Below are 21,700 nucleotides of genomic sequence, written 5' to 3'. Positions count from 1 at the left end.
GGTGACAAATCGTATTAATTAGGGCAAAGGCCGGTCGGCGCTTTAAGTGGGCCACACGCATCGTAACCGTACACCTTGTAGCCTTTACTTTTCATACAGCCTGAAATTTTTTCGTTCCTGGCAACGATCTCCTGAAGCGTTTGCTCCGGGCGGGCGCTGCCACCGTTCCAGCTACCATCATCAAGATTGGCATTTTTAGGTACGCCACAGCTATAGAGATCGGCTTTACGCTGTTCATTATCGGTGTAACCGCCTGCACCCGGCTTCTGAAACGTTTGCGCATAGCGCACGTATTGATAGTCGGTTGAATCCATATTGCCAACAACACAGCCGCTGAGCATGAAACAGAACAGGATGGGGAATATTTTCATTTGCGACTCCCTGTGATTGATAGCCATTACCTTGTCAAAATGAGCAGACATTTTCTGCGTCGGTGCTGATGCGATGCTGCCCTCAACTATGTATAGAGGCTATCGTCATAGGGTGCTTCAACCAGAATATTTTGAATTTCATTTCGTGCTTCTGACTCCCAGGCTGGGTTCATATTTGCCATTATTTCAATAAATTTTGGAAAAGCGATGCGCCTTCCATCTCTGCCTTCAACCCTGTGATCTAACTCATACTGGTATGCAATCTTATAGGCAAATTCGGAGATTATCCAATAAAGCAGCGTGTTTAAAGAGTGAGTGACTTTTCGGGAGAACTCATACCCTCTTTCGGAGTAAATATAGTTATATGAACTATTTTCGAATGAAATATAGGGAGTGCCATCGCCATAGGGAGCAGAACACAGATTAACTGAATGTTTTGGAAAGCCTGCTCGTAAAATAATTTCATTAACTTGTTTTTGTATTTCATCAATGTTGACTAACATATTATTGAACCTCATTGCACACTATTTTAACGTTAACTGGATATTGCTACCATCAGGAACGTCTCTTATTTGCAATGCAATATTGGCTCTTGCTTTCATTGCTATTGTCGATTTTTCTAAATAAAGATTATCTGGCTCATATTGGCCACCCACTACAAACGGAATTTTTGGAACCAGGCGATAGCCCGCTGGTATTGAACCATACTTCTTCTGCCATGCGTTTGCCAGTGGGTAGCCCGTTAATACCTCATAGTCTTCAAGAATATGTTTACACCATTCATTGATATCTGGAGCAAGGTAATCAAAAGCGCCTGTCTCTGGATCGAACGTGTATATGCCATCTTCTTTTAGACAAAATTGACCGCCGCAACCGGATAAGACTTTTTTCAAAAAATTAGACATTTTAGTCCTCATATTTAAAGTCAATATTAATACTGAGTGTTTCAACGTTTACCGTTACCTCACAGCCCTGCCAGAACGGCTTTTCGAGTGATTGAACGTTATCAACGAAGAAATTCCTCAGTTCGACCAAAAGATCTAAAAGTCTTGCACTGGCATCCGCTGTTTCAGTAACCCAATGCTGGTTTCCCTGTTTATCGACATAGTCATAAGTAAACTCACCGCAGTCGCTTTCAGGTTCTAACTTTGCGTTCAGAATGATTTCTACCGCATCCTCAGGCGCGATCGAAAGCAATACCGCACCAATGTCATTATAAATATCCTGGGATTCGCGCATCATTCCTCCTGACAGATAAATTAGCTCATATGAGCTCGATAGCGATGCTTAAAATAGAACATCAATACTAAATCGGTTCAAGTGATACCATCGATAACACGCCCCCTCGAACAACGCATTTTGCCAGGAGGGCAATGGGTTCACGTCTGATAGCATGCTCCCGGTGCCAGGAGAGGGAGCGTTGATGCCTAATCATCGTAGCGGAAGTCTATATTGAGTTTCATTTTTTCAATATCCAGCGTAACTTCACATCCATGCCATGCAGGGCGGCCATTGGTCAGATTGTTTTCGATATAGTAGTTGCGAAGCTCTACCAGATAACGAAGGATATCTGTATTTGCCCTTCCACCAGCCGTCAACCATTGAGTTTCATCAGCATCATCAAGATAATCATATTCATATTTACAATGATCGTTTTCCAGTGACAACTCTGCACGCATAATGATCTTTTTAGCTTCGTCGGGAGCAATACTGTATAAAACAGTACCGATATCTTTATAAATCTCTTGATCATTTCTCATTCTTTCTCTCCCGGTTCATTAATACAGGTTTTTCTATAGGGCGCTCGCCATTGATAGAGTAGCTCCAGTTCCAGAATAAACTGGAGCTATCTTAATACCGCCTACCCTGGCTTTTACCGGTGATAAAAAAACCAGATGATCAAACCCGCAGGGAGCCCCAGCCAGGTTAACTCAAGAAACATCAACACGTCCTTGAAAGAGAAGGGAAAACCCTCCTTCACGTTCCACGTTAACGCTGCGCCAACCAAACGGCCAAAGAGCGCCAGGATAAACACGGCCAGACCTATCGCGCAGCACAGATAAAGAAGGTTAAGAAACGATCTGCTGCTCTTTTTCATTGTTGAAATTCCCACCTGCGAATGCGGGACTTTCGTTCAGGAAAGAAGGTTAAACAGGTCCCGTCTGAGCTGATTAAGTTCATCGTTTTCACTCATCAAAACACTTCCGTTTCTGTATAGTACGAGATCATTCAGAGATCCCATGCCGCCATAGAAATTTAGAAAAATGTGTTTGGTGTAATCAGGATCAGGCTCATATTGGTCAGCCAGTTTAAAAATACTGTCTGACCATTTGGCATAACCACCTAATTCTAATAAAGTAGCCATGCGGTTCATTTTTTCTACGATGAGAGTTGTTTCATTGATTGCCATTTCACTGTCTTAATCTTCATAATTTCATCTCAGTCGACGCGTTTGTCAGGCAATGCCCAGGGAATCAGGACGATGCCATGACCTTGGCGTTTTTGGAGCACTGCTTCTACAGGTGCTCCAAAAATCATCTTTTATGGTGCCAGGGATTTTCAGGTAAAATAATTACCTTAGTTGCCATCGATCCAGACATCTTTCACCCAGGCGGCTAAATCAGGCCACTGCTCTTCACTATCACCATCGCCAGTCCAGTATCGGACACGACCTTGTTGATCTAAACAATAATAACTACCGTTATCTTCACATATCGGTAACCACGATTCAGGTACTCCAACTTCTTTTGCATCATTTATAGCCGTTAATAACTCGCCATAGAATTTTTTGTCTTCTGTGATAGACAACAATTCGATTGTTCCATAATAGATATTGCCAGCTTCCTTAAGAAGTTTCTTATAGTCAGGTGAAAAAGAAAAGCCTGTCTCTTCTTCATATTTAGAAATAAGAGCTTCATCCGGCAAAGGAATATTAGTTCTCTCGTTCCCGGATACAACCTTTAACTCTTCAATAACATTATTCAGGCTGTTAGTCATACCGTCACCTATTTGAAATCGTTAGCTCGTTGCTTCCACTAATCAGAGCGCCATCTGTTGAGTTGTGCACGATTTATACCAGAAGTTATGCTGTTATCGTTGTGGAAAGTTTGCGTCACTATCCGCAATAGGCCCATCCTGTCTTTGCAGCATAGGGTGTAGAAGCAGAGCTATCGTCCACCAACCCACCGGATAAGCCTGCCGCCAGCGCAGCGTTGACCACCGCGTGGGCGGCGGCTTTGCCCTCGATACGGGCAATATCCGCCACCCGATTACCAGTCTCGCCGATCAACTGCGCCTGCGGGAGCCATTCCTGCTCTTTCTCCTTGTCGCGCCTGACTGACAACGACTGGTCAACGCAAACCAAAGGTATCGGGCAGATCTTTGACAAAGTCGGACTCATCCCCCCGATACGCTTTCGCAATCTCTGTAAAGGAATCGATAACTCTCGCTTTCTCAGCGTCCGTTAGTCGCTGAAACTCGGCGGCAATACGTTCCATCATTTCCACAGCGGCATCTGGATTGAGCGAATGGTCGTCAGTGAATTCAAGAAAAATGGTCATATCAGCGATAATTTTAATCAAATGATGCGATTGAGTCATAGACCCTTTCCCCTTATTACTAACGTAAACCCAACATCCCGCCGGCAGGGGCGAGAGACTGTTTATTAACTCTCATACTTGAAGTCGATATTTATTTTCAGTGTTTCAATGTTTACCGTTACTTCACACCCATGCCAGAATGGCTTTTCTTGTGATTTAAAGTTATCAACAAAGAAATTTCTTAGTTCGACTAAAAGATCTAAAAGTCTTGCACTGGCATCTGCGGTTTCAGTGATCCAGTGCTGGTTACCCTGTTTATCTATATAGTTATAAGTAAACTCACCACAGTCACTTTCCGGATCTAACGTGGCACACAGAATGATTTTTTCCGCAGTATCAGGTGCGATCGAGAGCAGTACTGAACCAATGTCATTATAAATATCCTGGGATTCGCGCATCATTCCTCCTGACAGATAAATTTGCTCAAAGAGGGCAATATTTGTGCCCGTAATCGCTATATACCGATTCGGGCTAAAATTTGATTAAAATCGTTACAAATCATTGTGTTTTAATTTTTAATTAACGTTGCGTGACACAGATGATTATGCTCCGTGTACTGAATATGTACTGAGTGGTTCCCGTAATCATACTTTGACCATCCATTAATCCATCCAAGGAGCATGTCGACTTTGCCTTCGCCAACCAAAGTGGGTTTTCCAAGCAATTTTGTAATGTATGCTCTGTCCATTCCCGCTTCAATTCCATGGATGAAATTACCAGTAAACGGTGAATATTCATCTTCATTGCCAAAGTAAAAATGAATATGACTTAAGCAGTTTTTCCGAAACCCCATCTCGATACCCGAGTGGTAAAATTTATAGTACTTTGTTTTTCCATCCGGATCATTATATTCGCCAGCATCAGCTGATATAACCGGGGATTCACCGATAGCATGACACAGGTTGATAACTCCAATAGAATCTTCCCTTTCACCAAGAAAATTTATAAAACTAGCCCATTCCACTGTTATTTTATAACCCCATCTGGCGTGTACTTCCCAACTAAAAACCTTTCACTTTAAAAAGATAAAATAAGATCCAGCCAAAACCTAAAATCCCTCCTCCTACACCACCCAACTTAACCGCATGAAAAATATTACTCCACATAATATCGAAAGTCCCATATTGAAACCATGATATAGTTATTAATGCTAGTTCAATTATCACCGCAGCTAAGATCATGCCAATAAAACTAAAAATTAGCATTGAAATACATACAATATATTTTCCTATTACCACTCGAGAAGAATGTTTCATTTCTTGAGTTCCTCAGTTACCTTATCTGTCGCTTTGCCACCGAGTTCAGATCCTATTGAACCACCTATATCTCCCGCACTCCCCGGAACATTACTCGGCTTCATCCCTTCTCGAATGATATCGTTACGATTAACTTCGGCGTATTTTATCCCTGTCGGATCGTACTTCGGATCCCAGCCATTTGTCACCCATCGCCCTACAGCATTAGTGACTTTCTCGGTTCCCCAAGTAATGCCCTTCCCAATACCATACCCAGCAGCAGAACCAACTCCATTTGAAATAGCACCTGAAAGTGGATCCTTATCATCAATCCAATTGCCATAAGCTCCTCCTGCTGCATTCCAGCCAACAGTACCCAAAATTCCATTCCCCATACTGATAACATTCACCCAACCCGCAATAGCTGAGTTTGCCGGGTCTATAGTGCCATCAGCCAGATAACTGATACCAGCATTCGCACTTGCTCCAAGTCCCCACATAGCCTGAGCACCGCCAGGTAACAGTGCAACACCACCTGTAGCAAGCGCCAACCCTACCGCATCCCGCTCCTTCATTGCTTTCTGACATGCGGCCCCACCAGGATTATCGGAACAGGTCGCCATATCGACGCCATGCTGGCGTATCCATGCGGCCTGAGCATCTTCGCTACCGCCGAGTAAATTATTCTCAACCGTAGTCTTACCCACCTGCGCCCCCGCCACGGCAGACGCAGAGCTGTCGCCAACCAGTCCACCGGAAAGCCCCGCCGCCAGGGTCGCCAGCGCAGAGACCGTCTGCTTCTGCGTTTCATCCAGCTTATCGGCAGATTTGCCGTACATCTCGAGGGCGATCATCCCCACCAGCTCGCCCGTGGCGGCTCCGGCAGCGCCCGCCAGCGCGTTTTGCCCCTGAGCGGCGGCCAGCGCAGCGTTGACCACCGCGTGCGCGGCAACTTTGCCCTCGTCGCTCAACCCGCTGCGGTGCCCAATGACATCAGCCAGGTACGGTGCGGCACCGCCCGCAAGGGCCGCGCTGAGATCGCTCCCCGCCAGGCCCTGAACCGCCGCCGTCGCCGCCTGAATCGCCCGCTGATACTCCCCGCCGGTGCCAAAGCCGGAAGCATTCATCGCATCGTTGTACGCCGTCTGGTAGATCTGGCCGTTAATGTCTTCCAGCGTCGCGGTCTTGCCCGGGTTGGCTTTTTCCCACGCCGCTTTCGCTTCCTGCAAATCCTGCGCGTTGACGTTTTTCAGCTTCTCCTTCGCCGCGTTGGTGGCGCGGATGCTCCCCTCGGTGCGGGCAATATCCGCTACCTGATTGCCAATCTCGCCGATCAGCTGCGCCTGCTGGAGTCGCTCCTGCTCTTTCTCTTTGTCGAAGATAGAGGAGAGGGTCTGGTTGGCGTGCTCCACGTCGCGGCTGAGTTGATTGACATCCTGAACCTGACGATCCTGATCGCGGACAATCAGGGTGCCGTCCGATACTGCCGCGTGCGTGGTACTGCTGTCGTGCCCGTCGCGGTTCGCCCCCACCAGCAGGCCGTTCGCCATATTCCCGGCAAACTGGCTGCCGATGCTGCCCCCGGTGCTCATCCCTACGCTCTGGTGTTCCACCTCGAAATCGGCGCGGTTTTCGATATCGCTGAAGCCAATGGTGCCGGTATCGAGACGGTTTTTATCAGCGGTAGCCGTTGAGCCAATCACCGCCCCGTTGAGCTGGGTATGTTCGCCCACGGTGACGTCGTAGCCGCCTTTGCCGGCGAAGATCCCGGTCTGCTCCACGACAGAGTCGTAGTTGCTGTGCATCTTGTCGCGGCTGAGGTTGACGCTGGCCGAGCCGGTCATGGAGCCGATGCTGAAGCTGCCCCCCGCGCTGGCGTTCTGCTGCTTCGAGTCGTAGCGATCGCTGTCCTGCTCGGAGGTGAGGGTCAGGTTGCGGCCAATCTCCGCTTTCACGGTTTCGCCGCTCACCTGTGCCCCGGTCAGGGTGGCGTCACGTCCGGTCAGGATATTCACCTGGCGGCCCGCGTCAACGGTGGTCTCGCTGTGGGTGGTGCCGGTGCCGCTCTCGTTGCCCTTGCCGCGGTTGACGCTGGCGGAGATGTTAATGCCCGCGCCGCCGGAGCCGTACCCGATGCCCACTCCGACGCTGCCGCCCTTGCTCTCGTTTTTACCGTCCAGCAGCTGGGTGTTTTGCGCCGAGCGCAGATACAGATCGCGGTTGGCGGCGAGGGTCAGATCGTTGCCCGCCTTCAGCTGGCTGCCTTCCACGGTCAGATCCCCGTCGGCGCCGCGCACGCCGCTGCCAGTGGCAACAACGCTGAGATCGCGTCCGGCGTTAAGCGTGCTGCCCTGGGCGGTGTTCTGCTCGCTGTACTGGGTCGATTTCGACGACTGGCTGCCGTAAGAGAGGCTGATGCCCACGGTATTGGTGTTTGATTTGTCTGCCCCCAGCGCCTGGTCCATGCGTGCGGCCTGGGCAGCCTGCACGCCGGAGAGCGCGGCCTTCACGCCCTGCAACGCCTGCAGGCGGCTGCTGCCGGAGGATTTCGCCTGCTGCGAGGCCTCGACGGCGCTGTTCAGTGCGCTGCCGACGGTGCCGGAGAGCGCCAGGGTCAGGCCGGAGGTTTTCTGTTCCACCTCATGGGTTTGCTGGCTGCGGTTGTTCACCGCCGTGATGTCGACGTTTTTACCCGTGAGCGTCATGTCCTGACCCGCCACCAGATCGGAGCCGCTTACCGTCAGGCGATCCCCCGCCCGCAGGGTCAGGTCGCCGTCGACGCTGCCGAAGGTGCTGCCCGCCTGGGTCGCGTCCGCGCCGGTGTCGGTGGTTTTGATGCTCTGTGTACCGACGCTAAAGCCGATCCCGCCCGAGCTCAGCAGCCCCGATTTCTTCTCCTGCTTCTGGTGCAGCTCATTATTGCGTTCGGCCTGGGTCTCCACGCTCAGGTTGTTGCCCGCCAGCAGGGCCACATCCCCCGTGCCCGCCACGTTGCTGCCGCGCACGGTGAGATCGTTTCCGGCGGTGAGGTTTACCGTGTCGCCGTTCAGCTCGCTACTCTGCACCGTCTGGCGGGCAATCTGGTCGCGGGTGGTGGTGGTGGTTTTTGACAGCCAGCCGTTACCGCCCACCACTTTGTGCCGTTCGTCCAGATCCTGGCTGTTTTCACCCGCCGTCAGGGTCAGGTTATTCCCGGCGCTGACGTTCAGCGCCTGCCCGGCGGAGAGGGCAGCGGCGCGGGCGTTGAGGTCATTCCCGGCTGCCAGGGTCACGTCGCCTTTGCCGGTCACCTCGCTGCCGATGCTGTTGGTCTGGCCCTGTTTCAGGCTGTTGTCACCATCCCACACCAGGCTATCGCGGCTGGCGGTCTCCACCGTGTTGAGGGCCATATCCCGCCCGGCCACCAGCTGCGCTTTGCCGTTCTCGCCGCTGGCGATCACCTGCGCCCCGGTCAGGGTGATATCCCGCCCGGATTGCAACGCCAGTTTGCCGTCGTCGCCCTGCACGTAGATGCCGGAGACGCTGTCGATGGTGGTGCGGGCGAAGCGGTTCTCGCCGTTAACGCTGTCGGCACTGAGGGTGGTGCTGGTGAGATTGATATCGCGTCCGGCGCTGGCCAGCAGGCTGCTGTCGCCCACGATCGCACCGCCGATATTGTGGATATCGGTGCGCGCGTTGAGGTTGACGTCCGCCCCCTGGATGGTGCCGGTCTGGTTGGTGATGTTGTCGGCGTCCAGCTGCAGGACTTTGCGCCCGGCAAGGGTGCCGCGGTTAAACAGGTCGCCGTTAAGCTTGATGGAGACGTTGTTGCCGGCAATCAGCGCGCCGGAGCCGTCGATATCGCCCGGTTTCACTTTGGCGTAGACCTGCGGCACCAGCACGTTCTCGGCGGAGCCGTCCGGCATCTTCACCCGGGTGTTGACCAGCCAGACGATATCCCCGGTCAGCAGCGCCATCTGCTCTGGCGTCAGCGCCACGCCAATCTTCAGGTCGTACTGCTTGCCGAAGGTGATGCCGCGATCCATCAGCGCCTTGTACTGCTCTTCGTCGTTGTTGTAGCCATCCAGGTAGCGCTGACCGGTGATGCCAATCACCTGCTCGCGGATCAGGCGCTGCTCGTAGTAGCCATCCCCCAGCCGTTTCAGCGTGTTGTCGCCATCGGCGGTAAAGGCGTCCTGCATATAGTCGCTGCCGAGCCACTGGCGCTCGTTAGTGAAGCGCGGATCGGTCTCCACCAGGTACGGCACCTCCGCCGACGGGTTCACCTTAAACAGGCTGTTGTCCGGCAGGGTGGTGTTGGGCCCGATAATGCGGATCGCACCGTCGGCCGGGGTCACTTCAAACTGCTGCCCGGCAGGCGGGGTCACCGGCTCGCCCGGCGAAACGGTCTGCTGCGGGGCGGGTTTTACCCCCGCGGCCTGACCAATGGTCACGTCGGTGCCCTGCGCTACCCGCGGAGTGATGCTGAGATTGCTGCCCTCGACGCTGCCGTTGCTGATCAGCTGGCCCGGCTTCAGGGAGATGTCCTGAATGGTGGTTGGCGGGGTGTATGCCGTGCGATCCCGGCCCTGTTCATCGTCGCCTTTGTGGCGAATACGGTAGTAGTGGGTGACGGTGCCCTCATCGGTGGTGTAACGCTTGCCGGGCACGTCGTCGTTCTGCACGCTGCCCATCTGGTCAATCGCCAGGGTGCCGCCCGCGATCACCTGGCTATTGTCGTTAAACAGTTTGTCACCGGTCATCAGCAGGTTGCCCCCGGCGAGGATCTTCGCCGGGTCGCTCTCTTTGATGCGCGTTTCGTCGATGGTGCGGGTGTAGTCGTACTGGTTGAAGTTGTCGTTATTGGCGCCGGTATCGTCTGGCGTATTCAGGTTACGCAGCCCATCGGAGGAGTTGTCATCCACCCAGACGCCTTTTTCTGTCGAACTCCAGCGGTTGGTTGACCCCGTGTGCTGATAGTCGGTGAGCTCTTCCTGCGACACCCGCACCACTTCGGTGGAGAAGTGGTCGTTGATGTTATTGATCTGCCCGGCGGCAATCGCCATATCCCCGGCGGATTCAATGGTCGAGCTGTGGTTATTGAGGGTCCCGGCGCGGCCGGTGACGGCGCCGTTGTCATCCAGCGCGCCGCCGATGCTCATGCTGCCCGCGCTGTAGATCAGACCGTGATCGGCGTTATTCAGGGTCTGCACGCCGAGGTTGACGCGCTCGCGACCGGCCAGCGTCGCCGCGGTGCCGTTTTCCGCAAGGTTGTTAAAGGTGATCGTATTGACGCCCACCGCATCGCCATAAATCCGCCCGGTGCCGATGTTGGTCAGGGTGTTGGCGTTGATGCGGGTGGCGATCCCGTCGATCAGGCCGGTGTTGCGTACCGTGCCGCTGGCCGTCAGGGTGGTGCTGCCCGCGTTGATTTCACCGCTGGCGAGGTTATTAAGATTCGCGCTCTGCACGTCCAGCACGCTGCCCGCCATTAGCTGGCCGCTGTTGGTGAGATCGCCATCGGTGGTGAACGTCAGGTTGCCGTTGGCGAGGGTGGTGCCGCTGTTGTTCACGCCGCTGTTGCTGTGAAGCGTCATATCCCCCAGCGACAGCAGCTGGCCGCTGGCATCCAGAGACTGAGCCTCCACGCGCAGCGTTTTACCCGCTTTCAGGGTGCCGCCCGCGTTCAGCAGGTTCAGGGCGCTACCGCTGAGATCCAGGGTATCGCCCGAGGCCAGCACCCCCGCGCCGTTGTTCAGCACGCCGCTGTTATTGATGCTCAGGGTGTTATTCGCCAGCATACTGCCGCGCTGGTTATCCAGACTCCCGGTGTTCAGCACCAGGCTCTGGCCCTCCAGCCCCTGGTTCTCACCGAGCGTATTGGTGTTAACAAAGTCCAGGGCAGTGAGGGTCACGCTTTTGCCGCTGCGGATCAGCCCGGAGACGTTATCCACCATACCCTGGGCGCTGTCGAGCAGCAGGTCGCCCACCGACTGGATCTCTCCGCCGCCGTTTTGCAGGTTACCGGTATGCAGGGCGGTATCGGCCTCGCCAATAATGCGTCCATTGTTGCGGTTATCCAGGCTGGTGGCGGCGATCTCCGCCGCGCCGCTGGCCGCCAGGGTGCCAGCCTGGTTATTCACGTTGTCCGCCGAGAGGTTCAGTGCCCCCAGGCTGTTCAGGGTGCCCGCGCTATTATCCAGCGTGCCGGATGTGACAGCCATGCCGTCACCCTGCAGCACGCCTTTTTTATTGATGAGCTGCGAGGTGCCCAGCGACAGGCTCCCTGTCGCAGCCAGCTGCCCGGACGTATTGTTCAGCGTGCCGCCGTTGAAATTCAGGCTGTCGCCGGAGAAGGTAGTCCCCTGGCTGTTATCCAGCAGGCCGCCGCTGAGGGTCATAGCCCCGACCGATTTCAGCGCGCCGCCGTTATTGGTGAGGGTGTCGAACCCGGCGGTTAACGTCCGGTTCGCGCCAATCTGCCCGTCGGTGTTGTCGATAGCCCCCGCGCTCAGGCTAAAATCGCCCTCGCTCGCCAGGAAGCCGCGCTGGTTATTCAGCGCGCCGCTCTCGAGGTTAAGGGAACCCTGAGAGAGCAGGGCGCCGGAACGGTTATCAAATTCATTCAGGGCCAGGGTTGCGCCGTCGGCGACAATCCCCCCCTGCTGGTTGTCGAGGCTTCCGGCGCTTATGCGCTGGGTTTTTGCCGCCTCAATGCGGCCTTTGGCGTTGTTCACCGCCTGCTGGCTGGCAATCTCGCCGTCACCCGCGCCAGCTGAGATCAACCCCTGCTGATTGTTTACGCTCCCGGCCTCGAGCCGGGTGTTGCCCGCTACCGCCACGATCTGCCCGGCGGTGTTGTCGAGGGTCCCGGCCTTAAGCTGCACGCCGTTCGCCGCGCCAATCTGCCCCTGCTGGTTATTGAGGGTGCCCGGCAGGTCTACCGCCAGGGTGCTGCCGCCGCGCTGCGCGATGTTGCCTTTCTGGTTGCTGAGGTCGTGGGCGTTGACGCTGATGGTCTCCGCCCCCAGCGTGCCGCCGTTGTTATTGAGCATTTTGCCGGTACGCACAGTCAGTTCGCTGGCGTTGACCTTCGCGCTGGCGGTGCTCACGCCTTCCGCGCCGCCGTCCAGCAGCACGCGTTTGCCCTGGGTCTGGCTGCCGCTGACGTCCACCCCTTGGCCGCGGGCGCTGAGATTGCCGCCCGCCAGGGTTTGTCCGTGGGCGCTCAGCTGGCCGCCGGTGCTGATTTCCAGATCGCCCGCATCGGCGAGCTTGCCGTCGCTTTTCACCCCGGCGGCCAGCACGCTCTGCTGAGTGCCGGTGAAGCTGGCCGCGTTCACCCGGACGTTATTCGCGGCGGTCATCACGCCGCTGTTGTTCACTTCCCCTGCGGTTTGCAGGCTGGCACTGTCGCCGGCGCGCAGGGTACCGCTGTTCTCAATTCGTCCGTCAGCGGAGATCGTCACGCTGCCCGCCTGGGCGCCAATGGCCCCGGCGTTACGTACCCCGACGCCGCTCTCGGTGCCGACCATGCGGATTTTGCCTGCGTACATGCCGCCGAGGCTGGCCACGTCCACCGCCAGCTGCGGGCGTGTGGCAGGATCGTCGCTGCCTTTTTCGATCGTCTCGTGGGCGGCATCCACCTTGTTGCGCCCGGTGGTGACCTTCAGATCGTTGGCCCACAGCCCGGCGTTAACCTTCACCGAGCGGGCGATGATGTCGGTGTAATCCGCGCCGGAGGTATCCATCCCCGCGCCTTCAACCACCACTTCGCCGCGCTCGACGTTAAACCCGGTCAGCGCGCCGTCTTTCATCTGCGGCTGGCCGGTGGTGAGAGTGGCGCGGTTGGCGTTGATAAAGCCGCAGCCGCTACAGGTAATGCCTGACGGGTTGGCGATCACTACCTGGGCTTTTTTACCGGCCACTTCGATCATGCCGTTCAGCTTGCTCGGGTCGCGGGAGCTCACCTCGTTGAGGATCACTTTAGCTTCGCCTTTTGCCAGCCACGGGTTGCCCGCCACCATGCCGCCGATGTTGGTCTGCACGTTTTTGTGCGAGTTGTTGAGGATCGCCCCTTTGCTCTCCACGTCGAACTGGGTGTAGTTGTTACGTGACACCCCGGCAGCAGATGGCGTCTGGATATTGACCTGCGGCGTGCCGTTGGCGCTGTTGATGACCGTTGGCTGCTGGTTTTTTGGCGCACCGGCGTCGGCCACGATAGTGGCCTGCGCCGTCTGTACGGCCCCCATCGCCAGCCACAGGCTAAAGCTTAAGGCGCTCACCTTGCCGATAAGCTGGCTGTGGGTATGGCCAATGCCGGAAGAACGGGACGAACCCGCGCGGCCGGAGCGGGCGATATCCGCCACCACCATGAGCATGCCGCGCGCTTTGTTAAAGACAATTCGGTACAGGTTCTTATTCATGGTTCATTCCTTTAAACGCTTCCGGCAGGCTCACGGCGAGCGGGTGATTCTGTTGCCACTCTCTGGCGTGTTGACGGCTGACGCGGCTGCCGTGGAACAGCACCACGCGCTTGCCACGCGCCGCGCCGCGGTGATACAGCGCGCGGCAGACGTGGTCGGGGAAGATATCGCGACGCATCAGGTTGTACATCGCGGCGGTATGGCCGAAGGGGGCGATCCAGTCGCAGAACCAGATCCGATCCCCGCTGTCCCAGTCCGCCTCTCGCATCTCAATAGCGGGGCGGGTGAGGTAGCGGGCTTCCGCCTCCTCGTTCAGCCAGGCCCAGCTGAGGAAAAAGACCGGACGGTCGTTTTCGCTCACCAGTACGTACTGGCGGCGCTTGATGATCGGCAGCAGCAGGGTGGGCAGGGCGTGCAGGGGGGCGTCCCGGTGCATCGGGGAGTGCATCCACAGCCAGACGGTGGCGCCCAGCACTTCGGCCTCGCTCTCCTCACCGCCGAGGATCAGCGGCGCTTTGATATCCAGATCTCCGACGCGCATCACCAGCTCCAGTTGAGGTTAAAGCCGAGCGTCAGATCGCTGGTTTCAAAGCCGTCCGGCTTCGAGAACGGCGTCCCGGCGAACAGGTCGTAGCCGGTGTTAAAGGCGTTGCCGCGCAGGCCCGCTACGCCGCCCGCCAGGTGTTTACCTACCTGGAGATCGGAACTGTAACCGCCCACTTCGCCGTAGTCGGCGCCCAGATAGAACTCCTGGTTCGGCAGCGGCGTGCGCCAGGCCACATCATTACGCACGTACCAGCCGTGGCTGGCGCTGAGGGTGCGTTCGCCGTCAAAGCCGCGCACCGTCCAGCGGTTGCCGATGGCGAACTGATCCTGCGGCGTCAGCGGCGTGTTGCTGATCTGGCGCAGATACTGCACGTTGTAGCGGAAGTTTTGCGTGCCGATGGCAAACGGCAGGTCGAGCTGGGCGCTCAGCAGGGTAATTTTGCCAAGCGCAGTGGCATCGCCCCAGTACTCTTCCGGCGCTGGTTGGGCACCGAACCAGCGGGTGCCGCGCTGATAGCTGATGCCCGCATCCAGCGTCGCCTGGCCGATGTAGTGGCGATGATCCAGCCCGATGCGCCAGGCCGCGGTCTGACGGCGCTGGACACCCACTTCCGTGTCGTCGATATAGTTGCGGGTCTCCCGCGCCAGCACGTCGTAAGAGAAGGTGGTTTTTTGCGAGCCGCTGCGATGCAGCACGCGGCTGAGCTGAATGTCGAGGTTTTTACTTTTACCGCTGTAGCGATAATCCTCGTTCAGCCCGGCGACGGTCTGGTGGTAGTCGTAGTCGCTGCCGGTGACGCCCAGCATCCAGTAGCCGAAGGGCACCGAGTAGTGAGCGGTGACGTTTTTACTCCCTTTGCCGCCCTTGTCGTTCAGATCGTGACTGGCAGAGACATAGAGCAGATCGCTCAGCGAGAAGGGGTTATCCAGCGACAGCGTCACGCCGCCCTGGTAGCGCCCGGTGGTTTCGGTCCCGGCATCGTCCAGCGACAGGCCGATTCGCCACATTTTGCTCTGCTTGCGGGTGATGACCACGTCGCTCTCGCCCGGTTTTTTCCCCGGCAGCAGCTCCATACTGGCCTCAACCGTTGGCAGGCGCTGTAAGTTTTCCAGCCCCTGTTCAATATCGCGCAGATCCAGCAGGTTGCCCTCGTGAGCCGGAAAGGCGCTGTAGAGCTGGATATAGTCGTCGCTCTCTTTGGTCAGCTTCACGTGGCGGATAGTGCCCGGCACGATGGCCAGCTTCAGGGTGCCGCTCTTCAGATCCTGCGACGGGGCCAGCACACGGGTGGTGATCCAGCCGTGGTCGACGATGCGGTTCTGCAGGGTGCTCATCAGCAGGTTAATGCCCTTGCCGCCCAGACAGCGTCCCTGCGCCTGGTCCGCGATACGCTGCAACGGCAGCCAGTGGGGCAGGGCCTCCTCGCCGCTCAGTTCGACGCGGTTAATCGGAAAACAGGGCGTTTCGGTCGGGAAGGCAATGTTACCAGAACCGGACGACGGTTCTGAAAGGCGCACATCGGGGACCGGCGGGGTTAATTGCTCCTCTAATGCTCTTTGGCGCTGCTGCTGAATAATAAATTGATTATCGGGTGGCGCCGCGTGGGCAGAGAACATCAAAGGCAGACCAGAGGCTGTCGCCATTATCAGGGCGATATTATGTCGGGCTTTCATCGGCGAATCCGTGCTGTGTAAGCAATAAAGAAGGCAATGTGAATTTGTGTAAAATTGTTTAAGTATTGCGAGGGGAAGGAAAGGGGGATTAATCCTAAAGCCCGGAATTATCCGAGTTTTTGGCTCCTTAAATCTGGTAGGTTAAGGCTTAGAGAATATATTCCACAGGGTTCTCGTGGATATCCGGGAATATCCACGGGAAACTTAAGTGAAATTTATCGTTATTTCTGAATGCGGTCGACACGGACCACCGGTGGATTTGATTTTTTATCCAGACTACCGTTAATGCTGATCATATTATCGGGCTGGACGGTACGGCCATCAAATACCGCCTGAGGGATCACCATATCAATAGTGCCGGTTTTATCGCGGAATTTAAATTTATCGCCGCCGGAACCTTCAATGAGATTACCGCGCAGGGAGATCGTAGCCCCATCGTGCATCTCTTTGGCCTGCTCCACGGTCATGATGCGGGCATCTTCCGCCCCACGATAACCATCATCCAGCGCGTGCGGTGGAGGAGGGGCAGTATCTTTCTTCAGTCCACCATTATCATCGGCATACGCGGCCGGAATTATAAGACAACACAATAAGGGTGCGACGGATAATTTCATACGACCTCCTTGGTTTAGCCTGCTTGACAGATTAAGCCTGGTTGCTATTTTTTAATTTGCAAACAAGAACAGTCTTAATCAAATTTATCTATAAAAATCATCTGGCTGCATAATATTAATTAACGAGACGGTGCGGTGATATATGGCAAAGGCCAAAGGAAATCCCCCTGAATTGCCCGGTGTCAAACAGAGTCATGCTGCCCTGCAGTTTGAATACGATGCGCACCGCTTCGGTTTTGTTCTGTTAATACTCATTATCGTCGCTGCGCTGTTGGGGCTTTTTTCGGGCGGCTATTTTAGCGAAGCGACAAAAACTAACGCTCCGGGCAACCTGCAGGTGGAGTATGAACGTTTTGGACGCTTGCAAACGCCCATTGAGTTGAAAATTAGCGTGCCAGAACAGAGTACTACGCCGCTGACGCTGCGCATTGGCGGCGAATATATGGAACGGATGCAAACCGATAATATCTGGCCGCAGCCCGATGAAATGTACAGTGAGGGCGGAGAGATGGTGTTGGTTTATCAGGAACCGCGCAAAGATTTAACCGTCTGGCTCTATACCACCCCACAACGCCCCGGCAAAACCGACCTCTCTGTCACGGTAAATAATCAACCGGGCCTCTCTTTCTGGCAATTTATCTATCCCTAAGGCACCAACATGGAAATGATACTCAGGGCGGTGGCGATTTATCTGATTTTGCTGGTGGTATTTAAAATCGCCGGCAGGCGGGCGCTGCTGCAAATGACCAGCTTCGATCTGATCCTGTTATTAATTATTAGTGAGGCCACGCAACAGGCGCTGCTGGGGGATGATTTTTCCGTAACCGGCGCCATGCTCACCATTATTACGCTGGTGGTGGTGGATATGCTGTTTGGCATGGTGAAAAAATATATATCCGGTGCGGAATCGGCCATCGACGGCTCCCCGGTTATTCTGGTGGTGCACGGTGTACTGCAAAACGAAAAATTAAAGAAAGTCGATGTCTCCTGCGACGACATTCTGGTCTCCGCCCGGCAAAATCACGGCATAACCACTCTGGAAGAAATTAAATACGCCATACTTGAACGTAATGGTCATATTTCGATTATTCCTGAAGAGAGTGCATCATGAAAGAAAATGAAAATGTCTGGAACCAGGCCAAAACCACCAAAGAACTCACCCGCCAGGTATCAACTGTCCTGATCGATCTGGGCTGGCTGCTCACTACCGCAGAATCCTGCACCGGCGGCAACTTGGCCTCTGCGCTCTGCGCCGAGAAAGATACCGCCTCGTTCTTTGGTACCGGCGTGGTCACCTTTAACAACGAAGCCAAACACAAGGTACTGGGTGTCAACAATGCCACTCTGGAAAAGTACACCGCCGTCAGCAGCCAGACGGTGGGCGAGATGGCGCAGGGCGCACTGAAGCTTGCCGACGCGGATATCAGCATCGCCATCAGCGGTTATGCCGGGCCGGATGGCGGTGAGGATGGCACCCCGGCAGGCACCGTCTGGTTTGGCTGGTCTTTTCGCGGCGAGGTCACTACCGCCGTGCAGCACTTCACCGGCGAGTGCGAAGATGTGATTGAGAAATCGGTTCGCTACGCGCTATCTGAACTGTTGCGGCAGATCCCGCACTGGAAAAAGCAACTGCATTAAGGAGAGCATGATGAGCGTTGTGGTGATCACCGGAGCGACGGCAGGCGTGGGCAAAGCCACGGCGCTGCGTTTTGCAGAGGCGGGCTATCACGTGGGAATTATCGCCCGGGATGACCCCAGCCTTGAGACGGCGCGGGCCGAAATTGAACGCTTCGGCGTGAAGTGTCACACGGTGAACGCCGATGTGACGGACGCGTCGGCCATCATGGCGGCGGCTAACGCGTTCGAGACGCAGCTCGGCGCAATTGACGTATGGATCAACAACGCCATGTGCGGGGTGCTGGCGCCGTTTCGCGCCATGAGCGATGAGGAGTTTCGCCGGGTCACGGACGTAACCTACCTGGGCTATGTTAACGGCACCCGGGCCGCATTGTCCGTGATGACCCCGCGCGATGCGGGACAGATTATCCAGGTGGGATCTGCGCTGGCTTACCGCTCCATCCCGCTCCAGTCCGCCTACTGCGGCGCGAAGGCGGCGATCCGCGGCTTTACCGACGCGGTACGCACCGAGCTTATCCACGAGCGTATCAATATCCAGCTGACGATGGTGCAGATGCCGGGCCTTAACACGCCGCAGTTTAGCTGGGCGCGCAATAAGTTTGCCTTCGCCATGCGCCCCATCGGGCCGGTTTACGAGCCGGAGGTGGCCGCCGAGGCGATTTTCAACGTGACCCGCCGCCCGGTACGGGAGCTGTGGGTCGGGCGCAGCACCATGCAGGCGATTATCGGCCAGTTTCTCTTCCCCGGCCTGCTGGATCGCATGATGGTGAAAAAGGCGTGGGAAGGGCAGATGACCAACGAACTCAACGTCCCCGAGCGGCAGGATTATCTTTCCGGGCCGGTCAGGGGGATGCACCAGGTCCACGGGCGCTTTTCGGACGAGTCGAGAACCCGGGCGACAGCCATCACCTCCGGCGTGCCGGGGAAAGTACTGCTGGGTAGCGCTGCGCTGGCGGGGCTGCTGCTGGTGGGGAAACTGATCACCCGACGGAAATAGGGTAAGCAGTATCGTTTTGTAGGCCGGGTAAGGCGAAGCCACCACCCGGCTTTTTATTGCGCACCGCCCGGCGGCGCAATGCTTGCCGGGCCTGGGGGCGATTTGTAGGCCGGGTAAGCATTAGCGCCACCCGGCAATGCTGCGACGCTTAGTGGTAGCCCTCGGTGTCAGTCACCTTGCCGCGGAACACGTAGTAGCTCCAGGCGGTATAGACCAGAATCAACGGGATGATCAGCAGCGTGCCCACCAGCATAAAGAGCTGGCTGGAAGGCGGCGCGGCGGCGTCCCAGATGGTGATGCGTGGCGGGATAATGTTGGGCCACAGGCTGATGCTGAGCCCGCTAAAGCCAAGAAAGATCAGCCCGAGGGTCAGCAGGAAGGGCCGGGTATGGCTGTGCGGATCGCGGGTGAGTCGCCAGATCCACAGACCGAAGATCCCTACCAGCAGCGGCACCGGCAGGAAGTAGAAGAAGTTCGGCAACGTGAACCAGCGGTCGGCCACATATTGCCAGCCGAGCGGGGTCCAGACACTTACCACCGCCACCACAGCCAACAGCGCCAGCAGCACCTTGCGGGTCAAATCCCGCATATGGCGCTGTAATGCCCCTTCGCTTTTCATAATCAGCCAAGTGGTGCCCAGCAGGGTATAGGCCACCATCAGCCCCAGTCCGCAGAAGAGGTTGAAGGGGGTCAGCCAGTCCAGCGACGAACCCGCGAAGCGGCGGCCTTCAACGTCAAAGCCGTTAATCATCGCCCCGACGACAATCCCCTGGCTGAAGGTCGCCAGCAGCGAGCCCCCGGCAAAGGAGTAGTCCCAGAAGGCGCGGTGCGACGGCGTGGCTTTAAAACGAAACTCGAACGCCACCCCGCGGAAGATGAGCCCGATCAGCATCGCGGTCAGCGGGATGGTAAGGGCGTCGATAACCACCGCATAGGCCAGCGGAAAGGCGCCAAACAGCCCGGCTCCTCCCAGCACCAGCCAGGTTTCGTTTCCGTCCCATACCGGGGCGACGCTGTTTACCATCACGTCGCGCGCCTGCGGGTCGCGCTCAAAGTAGAAGAGCATGCCGATACCTAAATCGAAGCCATCCATGATGATGTACATCAGGGTGGCGAAAACGATGATGGCAAACCAGATAACTGAGATATCGACGCCCATTACAGTTTCTCCTCTTCCGGAACCGGTTCTGCCGCCGAGAGCGGGCGTGCGGGTCTGCCGTCGGTCTTCATCGAGAGATTGTCGGTAGGCTGCGGCCCCTTCTTAATTAACCGCACCAGGTAGACTAACCCCACGCCAAATACCGAGCAGTAAACAACGATAAACGCCAGCAGGCTGATGCTCATTTGCAGGGTGCTGTGCAGCGACACCGCGTCAATGGTGCGCAGATAGCCATATACGACCCACGGCTGGCGGCCCACCTCGGTCGTGACCCAGCCAGCGAGGATCGCGACTACACCCGCTGGCCCCATACTCAGGGCAAAGCGGTGGAACGGGCGAGAGTGATAGAGCCGACGGCGATGGCGCAACCAAAGGCTGATAACCCCCATCAGGATCATCAGCAGCCCCAGGCCCACCATCACGCGGAACGACCAGAAGACGATGAGCGAGTTAGGGCGCTCATCTTTCGGGAAATCTTTCAGCGCCGGGACCTGCTTATCCAGGCTGTGGGTGAGGATCAGGCTGCCAAGCGCCGGGATCTCCAGCCCATACTTGGTGCGCTCCTCTTCCATATCGGGCACACCAAACAGCAGCAGCGGCGTCGCTTCGCCAGGGGGATTTTCCCAGTGCCCTTCGATGGCGGCAATTTTTGCCGGCTGATGTTCGAGGGTGTTCAGGCCGTGCATATCCCCGACAAAGGCCTGAATCGGTGCCACCAGCAGCGCCATCCACAGCGCCATTGAGAACATTTTGCGCACCGCCGGGCTGTCGTTACCGCGCAGCAGATGCCATGCGCCGGAGGCACCAACAAACAGGGCGCTGCTCAGGAAGGCGGCGATGGACATGTGGATCAGACGATAGGGGAAAGAGGGGTTAAAGATGATGGCGAACCAGTCCTCGGGGATGACCTGGCCGTTCTCGATGCTAAAGCCCTGCGGCGTGTGCATCCAGCTGTTGGAGGCGAGGATCCAGAAGGTGGACATCAGCGTCCCCAGCGCCACCATACAGGTGGCAAAGAAGTGCAGGCCAGGCCCAACCTTGTTCCAGCCAAACAGCATGACCCCAAGAAAACCCGCTTCGAGGAAGAAGGCGGTGAGCACTTCATAAGTGAGCAGGGGGCCGGTGATGCTGCCGGCAAACTGCGAAAAGCCACTCCAGTTGGTGCCAAACTGGTAAGCCATCACCAGCCCGGAGACCACGCCCATGCCGAAGTTAACGGCGAAGATTTTTAACCAGAAATGATAGAGCGAGCGCCAGACATCATTTTTCGTTCTCAGCCACATCCCCTCCAGTACCACCAGATAGCTGGCAAGGCCGATGGTTAACGCCGGGAAGATAATATGAAATGAGACAGTGAAGGCAAACTGAAGCCTGGCGAGATAAAACGCATCGAGTTCGAACATCGTACTCTTCCCCTGTCAGCGAAAAGCCCCGTATAGAACGGGGCATCGTGGTACGGCTG

23 protein-coding genes are annotated in these 21,700 nt (G+C 56.2%); 4 read left to right on the top strand and 19 right to left on the bottom strand.

The annotated features are described in order from the left end of the window. Window positions 1–14 precede the first annotated feature (14 nt). The 17 genes from C3406_RS05285 to C3406_RS05205 form a co-directional block, all read right to left on the bottom strand. Window positions 15–371: a hypothetical protein gene (locus tag C3406_RS05285; protein WP_103822626.1), complete on the bottom strand. Its 357-nt coding sequence runs from the start codon at window positions 369–371 to the stop codon at window positions 15–17. Between the two features lie 86 nt (window positions 372–457). After that, a complete protein-coding gene (locus C3406_RS05280) occupies window positions 458–874 on the bottom strand; it encodes an Imm63 family immunity protein (RefSeq protein ID WP_197080109.1) in 417 nt (138 codons plus the stop codon). A 21-nt stretch (window positions 875–895) separates the two neighbouring features. Further along, the gene (locus C3406_RS05275) at window positions 896–1,276 is read right to left on the bottom strand and encodes a hypothetical protein (RefSeq protein ID WP_103822624.1); all 381 of its coding nucleotides are present in this window, start codon (window positions 1,274–1,276) and stop codon (window positions 896–898) included. Between the two features lies 1 nt (window position 1,277). Continuing rightward, a complete protein-coding gene (locus C3406_RS05270) occupies window positions 1,278–1,610 on the bottom strand; it encodes a hypothetical protein (protein WP_103822623.1) in 333 nt (110 codons plus the stop codon). A 188-nt stretch (window positions 1,611–1,798) separates the two neighbouring features. After that, window positions 1,799–2,131 carry a hypothetical protein gene (locus C3406_RS05265; RefSeq protein ID WP_103822622.1) on the bottom strand — a complete coding sequence of 111 codons (333 nt, stop codon included), beginning with the start codon at window positions 2,129–2,131 and terminating at the stop codon, window positions 1,799–1,801. Between the two features lie 113 nt (window positions 2,132–2,244). Further along, complete coding sequence (locus C3406_RS05260; protein ID WP_103822621.1) at window positions 2,245–2,469, bottom strand: hypothetical protein; 225 nt, start codon at window positions 2,467–2,469, stop codon at window positions 2,245–2,247. A 36-nt stretch (window positions 2,470–2,505) separates the two neighbouring features. Beyond that, window positions 2,506–2,781 carry a DUF6966 domain-containing protein gene (locus C3406_RS05255; protein ID WP_103822620.1) on the bottom strand — a complete coding sequence of 92 codons (276 nt, stop codon included), beginning with the start codon at window positions 2,779–2,781 and terminating at the stop codon, window positions 2,506–2,508. Window positions 2,782–2,948: 167 nt separating this feature from the next. Further along, window positions 2,949–3,368, bottom strand: a complete 420-nt coding sequence (locus tag C3406_RS05250) for an SMI1/KNR4 family protein (RefSeq protein ID WP_103822619.1) — start codon at window positions 3,366–3,368, stop codon at window positions 2,949–2,951. Between the two features lie 118 nt (window positions 3,369–3,486). Beyond that, complete coding sequence (locus tag C3406_RS05245; RefSeq protein WP_146052338.1) at window positions 3,487–3,714, bottom strand: hypothetical protein; 228 nt, start codon at window positions 3,712–3,714, stop codon at window positions 3,487–3,489. Between the two features lie 7 nt (window positions 3,715–3,721). Continuing rightward, entirely contained in the window at window positions 3,722–3,970 is a 249-nt protein-coding gene (locus tag C3406_RS05240; protein WP_103822617.1) for a hypothetical protein, read from the bottom strand. Window positions 3,971–4,035: 65 nt separating this feature from the next. After that, window positions 4,036–4,368 carry an immunity protein YezG family protein gene (locus C3406_RS05235; RefSeq protein ID WP_103822616.1) on the bottom strand — a complete coding sequence of 111 codons (333 nt, stop codon included), beginning with the start codon at window positions 4,366–4,368 and terminating at the stop codon, window positions 4,036–4,038. A gap of 110 nt (window positions 4,369–4,478) precedes the next feature. Next, the gene (locus C3406_RS05230; RefSeq protein ID WP_103822615.1) at window positions 4,479–4,934 is read right to left on the bottom strand and encodes a hypothetical protein; all 456 of its coding nucleotides are present in this window, start codon (window positions 4,932–4,934) and stop codon (window positions 4,479–4,481) included. Window positions 4,935–4,971: 37 nt separating this feature from the next. After that, window positions 4,972–5,226, bottom strand: a complete 255-nt coding sequence (locus C3406_RS05225) for a hypothetical protein (protein WP_103822614.1) — start codon at window positions 5,224–5,226, stop codon at window positions 4,972–4,974. After that, window positions 5,223–13,610, bottom strand: coding sequence for a hemagglutinin repeat-containing protein (locus tag C3406_RS05220; protein ID WP_103829357.1), 8,388 nt, complete (start codon window positions 13,608–13,610; stop codon window positions 5,223–5,225). Before C3406_RS05220 ends, C3406_RS05225 begins: the two co-directional genes overlap by 4 nt. Beyond that, window positions 13,603–14,151, bottom strand: coding sequence for a toxin-activating lysine-acyltransferase (locus tag C3406_RS05215; protein WP_103822612.1), 549 nt, complete (start codon window positions 14,149–14,151; stop codon window positions 13,603–13,605). The genes C3406_RS05220 and C3406_RS05215 overlap by 8 nt, the downstream gene beginning before the upstream one ends. Beyond that, complete coding sequence (locus C3406_RS05210) at window positions 14,151–15,800, bottom strand: ShlB/FhaC/HecB family hemolysin secretion/activation protein (RefSeq protein WP_476629928.1); 1,650 nt, start codon at window positions 15,798–15,800, stop codon at window positions 14,151–14,153. The genes C3406_RS05215 and C3406_RS05210 overlap by 1 nt, the downstream gene beginning before the upstream one ends. 251 nt (window positions 15,801–16,051) lie before the next feature. After that, on the bottom strand, window positions 16,052–16,444 hold the full coding sequence (locus C3406_RS05205) for a YdeI family stress tolerance OB fold protein (protein WP_103822610.1): 393 nt from the start codon (window positions 16,442–16,444) through the stop codon (window positions 16,052–16,054). Window positions 16,445–16,586: 142 nt separating this feature from the next. On the opposite strand from C3406_RS05205, the gene C3406_RS05200 reads away from it, so the two are divergent. The 4 genes from C3406_RS05200 to C3406_RS05185 are packed head-to-tail and all read left to right on the top strand — an operon-like array spanning window position 16,587 to window position 19,079. Further along, window positions 16,587–17,093: a hypothetical protein gene (locus C3406_RS05200; protein WP_103822609.1), complete on the top strand. Its 507-nt coding sequence runs from the start codon at window positions 16,587–16,589 to the stop codon at window positions 17,091–17,093. 9 nt (window positions 17,094–17,102) lie between these two features. Further along, window positions 17,103–17,555, top strand: a complete 453-nt coding sequence (locus C3406_RS05195) for a DUF421 domain-containing protein (RefSeq protein WP_103822608.1) — start codon at window positions 17,103–17,105, stop codon at window positions 17,553–17,555. Further along, window positions 17,552–18,082, top strand: coding sequence for a 2-oxo-tetronate isomerase (locus C3406_RS05190; protein ID WP_103822607.1), 531 nt, complete (start codon window positions 17,552–17,554; stop codon window positions 18,080–18,082). Before C3406_RS05195 ends, C3406_RS05190 begins: the two co-directional genes overlap by 4 nt. Window positions 18,083–18,092: 10 nt before the next feature. Next, window positions 18,093–19,079, top strand: coding sequence for an SDR family oxidoreductase (locus tag C3406_RS05185; protein ID WP_103822606.1), 987 nt, complete (start codon window positions 18,093–18,095; stop codon window positions 19,077–19,079). Window positions 19,080–19,227: 148 nt separating this feature from the next. On the opposite strand, the gene cydB is transcribed toward C3406_RS05185, so the two are convergent. Beyond that, window positions 19,228–20,238, bottom strand: coding sequence for a cytochrome d ubiquinol oxidase subunit II (gene cydB / locus C3406_RS05180; RefSeq protein WP_103822605.1), 1,011 nt, complete (start codon window positions 20,236–20,238; stop codon window positions 19,228–19,230). Continuing rightward, complete coding sequence (locus tag C3406_RS05175; protein ID WP_103822604.1) at window positions 20,238–21,641, bottom strand: cytochrome ubiquinol oxidase subunit I; 1,404 nt, start codon at window positions 21,639–21,641, stop codon at window positions 20,238–20,240. Before C3406_RS05175 ends, cydB begins: the two co-directional genes overlap by 1 nt. Window positions 21,642–21,700 lie beyond the last annotated feature (59 nt).

Origin of the sequence: Leclercia sp. LSNIH8, assembly GCF_002920195.1 — a bacterium.
In the GTDB taxonomy this organism is placed as follows: domain Bacteria; phylum Pseudomonadota; class Gammaproteobacteria; order Enterobacterales; family Enterobacteriaceae; genus Enterobacter.
The sequence above is the reverse complement of the archived record's forward strand: the minus strand, read 5'-3'. Positions and strand labels throughout refer to the sequence as shown.

Coding starts and splice junctions, on each gene's coding strand:
- C3406_RS05285 (WP_103822626.1), bottom strand. CDS start 371: ATGAAAATATTCCCCATCCTGTTCTGTTTCATGCTCAGCGGCTGTGTT.
- C3406_RS05200 (WP_103822609.1), top strand. CDS start 16,587: ATGGCAAAGGCCAAAGGAAATCCCCCTGAATTGCCCGGTGTCAAACAG.
- C3406_RS05275 (WP_103822624.1), bottom strand. CDS start 1,276: ATGTCTAATTTTTTGAAAAAAGTCTTATCCGGTTGCGGCGGTCAATTT.
- C3406_RS05225 (WP_103822614.1), bottom strand. CDS start 5,226: ATGAAACATTCTTCTCGAGTGGTAATAGGAAAATATATTGTATGTATT.
- C3406_RS05270 (WP_103822623.1), bottom strand. CDS start 1,610: ATGCGCGAATCCCAGGATATTTATAATGACATTGGTGCGGTATTGCTT.
- C3406_RS05255 (WP_103822620.1), bottom strand. CDS start 2,781: ATGGCAATCAATGAAACAACTCTCATCGTAGAAAAAATGAACCGCATG.
- C3406_RS05190 (WP_103822607.1), top strand. CDS start 17,552: ATGAAAGAAAATGAAAATGTCTGGAACCAGGCCAAAACCACCAAAGAA.
- C3406_RS05205 (WP_103822610.1), bottom strand. CDS start 16,444: ATGAAATTATCCGTCGCACCCTTATTGTGTTGTCTTATAATTCCGGCC.
- C3406_RS05250 (WP_103822619.1), bottom strand. CDS start 3,368: ATGACTAACAGCCTGAATAATGTTATTGAAGAGTTAAAGGTTGTATCC.
- cydB (WP_103822605.1), bottom strand. CDS start 20,238: ATGGGCGTCGATATCTCAGTTATCTGGTTTGCCATCATCGTTTTCGCC.
- C3406_RS05175 (WP_103822604.1), bottom strand. CDS start 21,641: ATGTTCGAACTCGATGCGTTTTATCTCGCCAGGCTTCAGTTTGCCTTC.
- C3406_RS05260 (WP_103822621.1), bottom strand. CDS start 2,469: ATGAAAAAGAGCAGCAGATCGTTTCTTAACCTTCTTTATCTGTGCTGC.
- C3406_RS05220 (WP_103829357.1), bottom strand. CDS start 13,610: ATGAATAAGAACCTGTACCGAATTGTCTTTAACAAAGCGCGCGGCATG.
- C3406_RS05195 (WP_103822608.1), top strand. CDS start 17,103: ATGGAAATGATACTCAGGGCGGTGGCGATTTATCTGATTTTGCTGGTG.
- C3406_RS05215 (WP_103822612.1), bottom strand. CDS start 14,151: ATGCGCGTCGGAGATCTGGATATCAAAGCGCCGCTGATCCTCGGCGGT.
- C3406_RS05235 (WP_103822616.1), bottom strand. CDS start 4,368: ATGCGCGAATCCCAGGATATTTATAATGACATTGGTTCAGTACTGCTC.
- C3406_RS05210 (WP_476629928.1), bottom strand. CDS start 15,800: ATGGCGACAGCCTCTGGTCTGCCTTTGATGTTCTCTGCCCACGCGGCG.
- C3406_RS05185 (WP_103822606.1), top strand. CDS start 18,093: ATGAGCGTTGTGGTGATCACCGGAGCGACGGCAGGCGTGGGCAAAGCC.
- C3406_RS05240 (WP_103822617.1), bottom strand. CDS start 3,970: ATGACTCAATCGCATCATTTGATTAAAATTATCGCTGATATGACCATT.
- C3406_RS05265 (WP_103822622.1), bottom strand. CDS start 2,131: ATGAGAAATGATCAAGAGATTTATAAAGATATCGGTACTGTTTTATAC.
- C3406_RS05280 (WP_197080109.1), bottom strand. CDS start 874: ATGTTAGTCAACATTGATGAAATACAAAAACAAGTTAATGAAATTATT.